4 protein-coding genes are annotated in these 3548 nt (G+C 71.1%); 2 read left to right on the forward strand and 2 right to left on the reverse strand.

Features of this window, described 5'->3' with window-relative positions:
• On the forward strand, positions 1-896 hold an 896-nt coding region (locus A5712_RS01820; protein ID WP_068100586.1), incomplete at its 5' end, for a hypothetical protein.
• Here A5712_RS01820 and A5712_RS01825 read toward each other — a convergent pair.
• The gene (locus A5712_RS01825) at positions 893-1897 is read right to left on the reverse strand and encodes a TIGR03617 family F420-dependent LLM class oxidoreductase (protein ID WP_068100588.1); all 1005 of its coding nucleotides are present in this window, start codon (positions 1895-1897) and stop codon (positions 893-895) included. The genes A5712_RS01820 and A5712_RS01825 overlap by 4 nt on opposite strands.
• Before the next feature lie 80 nt (positions 1898-1977).
• Here A5712_RS01825 and A5712_RS01830 point away from each other — a divergent pair, with 80 nt between their 5' ends.
• A complete protein-coding gene (locus tag A5712_RS01830; RefSeq protein WP_068100590.1) occupies positions 1978-3324 on the forward strand; it encodes a flavin monoamine oxidase family protein in 1347 nt (448 codons plus the stop codon).
• On the opposite strand, the gene A5712_RS01835 is transcribed toward A5712_RS01830, so the two are convergent.
• The coding region (locus A5712_RS01835; RefSeq protein ID WP_197519273.1) for an alpha/beta fold hydrolase at positions 3319-3548 on the reverse strand (230 nt) is incomplete at its 5' end. The two genes, A5712_RS01830 and A5712_RS01835, sit on opposite strands and share 6 nt — an antisense overlap.

Below are 3548 nucleotides of genomic sequence, written 5' to 3' on the forward strand. Positions count from 1 at the left end.
TGTCCGACGCGATCGACCAGGACCGGCTGAACCAGAACGTCAACGGCTACCGCATCGAGGTCAGCGAACCGCTGCGCAAGCTGCGTTTGGTCCTCGACGAAACCGAAGGCCTCGCAGCCGATCTCACGTGGCAAGGCCTGTTCGACGTCGTGCAGGAACAGCCGCACCTGATGCGGTCCGGCAACCGGGTGACGCTGGACGCGCAGCGGTTCGCCCAGCTCGGTTCCTGGAGCGGGCGCATCGCCATCGACGGCGAGGAGATCGCCGTCGACCCCGCGACCTGGCTGGGCAGCCGCGACCGGTCCTGGGGCATCCGGCCGATCGGCGAGCCCGAGCCCGCGGGCCGGCCCGCCGACCCGCCGTTCGAGGGCATGTGGTGGCTCTACGTGCCGATGGCGTTCGACGAGTTCGCGATCGTGCTGATCATCCAGGAGGAGCCCAACGGGTTCCGATCCCTCAACGACTGCACCCGGGTGTGGCGCGACGGGCGCGTCGAGCAGCTGGGCTGGCCGCGGGTGAAAATCCACTACCGCTCGGGCACCCGCATCCCGACCGGGGCCACCATCGACGCGACCGCGCCGGACGGCACCCCGGTTCACTTCGACGTGGAATCGAAGCTGCCCGTGCCGATTCACGTCGGCGGCGGCTACGGCGGCGACTCGGACTGGCTGCACGGCATGTGGAAGGGCGAGAAGTTCGTCGAGCGGCTGACTTACGACATGACCGACCCGGCCATCGTCGCGCGGTCCGGCTTCGGCGTCATCGACCACGTGGGCCGCGCGGTCTGCCGCGACGGCGACGGCGACCCGGTGGAGGGCTGGGGCCTGTATGAGCACGGCGCGCTGGGCCGCCACGACCCGTCGGGCTTCAAGGACTGGTTGACGGTCGCGCCCTAGCCTTTTCGACCCGACGCGCGCAGTTCGTCCACGATCTCCGACAGCGTCTCGAGCCCGATTGGCGACGGCTGATACAGGCACACGGTGTCCGACACGCCGTCGACGCGATCCCGGATGTGGGCGGCGATCTCCTTGGGCGTCCCGCAGGCGGCGATGGTGTGCAGTATCTCGTCGTCGATGAGCCCGCCCATCTCCTCCCAGCGACCCTGTTTGGACATCGCGTTGAGTTCCGGCTGCAGGGCCTCCCAGCCGTGGGCGGCCAGCACCGGGCGGTAGGCGGGGGTGGACCCGTAGAAGGCCAGCAGCCGCCGGGTGCTCGCGTCGGCCCCCGGCTCGGAGTTGGCCGACACGATGATCTCGGGAATGACGGCGAATTCCTCGGGCCGCCGGCCGGCGGCCCGCAGCCCGTCGCGCACCGCGGGCATCGTGTGCTCGTGCAGGAACCGCTTGGTGCCGAACGGCATCACCAGCAGGCCGTCGGCGTGCTCGGCGGTGGCACGGGTCAGCCGCGGCCCCAGCGCGCCAACATAGATCGGCGGCGGACCGTATGGATTCGGGCCGGGGCTGAACGTCGGCGTCATCAGGGTGTGCCGGTAGTAGTCGCCGCGAAAATCCAAGCGGCCGCGGGTGTTCCAGGCCTCGAAGATCGCGCGCAGGGCCGCGATCAACTCGGTCATGCGGGCCACCGGGTGTTCGAACTGCGCGCCGAAACGCTTCTCGATCTGCGGACGAATCTGGGTGCCCAGGCCGAGGAAGAACCGCCCGCCGCTCAGCAGCTGGTGATCGTTGGCCTGGTGCGCCAGGTGGATCGGATTGCGCGGAAACGCGATGGCCACGTTTGTCATCAGGTCCAGGCCGCCCACCGTGGCGGCCAGCGTCAGCGGGGCGAACACGTCGTGCTGGCCCTCGAAGGTGGCGACACCGCTGGCCCCGGCGTCGCGCAGCGCCCGCGCGCGCCCGGCCGCGTCGACCGGCCCGTACAACGCCGTGAAGACCCTCATCTGCCCACCTTGAGCGCGTACTTAGACCGGCAATGGAAATTTATCCTACGAAATCGTCAAAATGCTGTTGACTAGACGGCGTGACAAAGCCGCCGCCGGTCGTCGACGTCGTCGTGGTCGGTGCCGGATTTGCCGGGCTGTCCGCCGCGCGCGAGCTGACGAGGCAGGGCCACGACGTCCTGGTCTTCGAGGGCCGCGACCGGGTCGGCGGCCGCTCGTTCACCGGCAGCGTCGCCGGGCTGCCCGCCGATCTCGGCGGCACTTTCGTCGGCCCGACCCAAACCGCCGTCCTGGCGCTGGCGGCCGAGCTCGAGGTGCCGACCACCCCCACCCACCACGACGGCAAGAACGTGATCCACTGGCGCGGCTGGGCGCGCCCCTACCGCGGCACCATCCCGCGCGTGTCGCTGACCGGACTGCTCGACATCGGCCGGCTGCGTTGGCAATTCGAGCGGATCGCGCGCAGCGTGCCGGTGGCGGCGCCGTGGGACGCCCGGCGCGCCCGCGAGCTGGACGGCATGTCGCTGGGCGGATGGTTGCGCTCGGTGCGCGCGTCGGCGTCCTCGCACGACCTGATGGCCATCGTGGCCCGGGTGACATGGGGGTGCGAACCCGACGAGGTGTCGATGCTGCACGCCGCGCGCTACGTGCACGCGGCCGGCGGGCTGGACCCGCTGCTCGACGTCGAAAACGGCGCCCAGCAGGATCGTTTCCCGGGCGGCACCCAGCAGATCGCGGAGGCTGCCGCCGCCGAACTCGGCGCGCGCGTGGTGCTGGGCGCGCCGGTGCGGCGGATCGAGCGGCATGGGGCCGGGGTCACCGTCACGACCGACGTGGGCTCGGCCGAGGCCGGGTTCGTCATCGTCGCGATCCCGCCGGCCCATCGCGCGTCGATCGAGTTCGCTCCCCCGCTGCCCGCCGAATACGAGCAGCTCGCCGCCAACTGGCCGCAGGGCCGGCTCAGCAAGGCGTACGCGGCCTACGAGACGCCATTCTGGCGCGCCGACGGGTTTTCCGGGCAGGCGCTGTCGGACCAGGGGCCGGTGTTCATCACCTTCGACGTCAGCCCGCACCCCGACGGCCCGGGCATCCTGATGGGCTTCGTCGATGCCCGCGCGTTCGACTCGCTGCCCACCGAGCAGCGCCGCCGGGACACGTTGCGCTGTTTCGCGTCGCTGTTCGGCGACGACGCGCTCAAACCCCTCGACTACGTCGATCAGCGTTGGGGCGCAGAGGATTTCGCTCCGGGTGGCCCGACCGCCGCGGTGCCGCCGGGCTCGTGGACGCGATTCGGGCCGTGGTTGCGCGCGCCGGTCGGGCCGATTCACTGGGCAGGCACCGAGACGGCGGACGAGTGGACCGGATTCCTCGACGGCGCCGTCCGGTCCGGACAGCGGGCGGCCGCCGAGATCGCCGCCCTGCTATGAGCTGATGCGGCGCACCCGTGCGTCCTGGGTCACCGATTCCACCAGGGCCCGCAGGTGGCGGTTCACCTCGCGCGGCTGTTCGAGCATCGAGCAGTGGCCGCCGGGCAGCTCGACCAGGCCTACGACGTTGGGCGCGGTTCGGGCGATCCTGCGGGACTGGCCGATCGGTGTCAGTCGGTCGCGCTCGCTGCCGATCACCAGGGTCGGCACCGTCAGCCCGTCCA

Source organism: Mycobacterium sp. E2327, from assembly GCF_001672675.1.
GTDB lineage: Bacteria > Actinomycetota > Actinomycetes > Mycobacteriales > Mycobacteriaceae > Mycobacterium.

Bases quoted from the DNA above. Each gene is read 5' to 3' on its own strand.
- A5712_RS01825 (WP_068100588.1), bottom strand. From the start codon at position 1,897: ATGAGGGTCTTCACGGCGTTGTACGGGCCGGTCGACGCGGCCGGGCGC.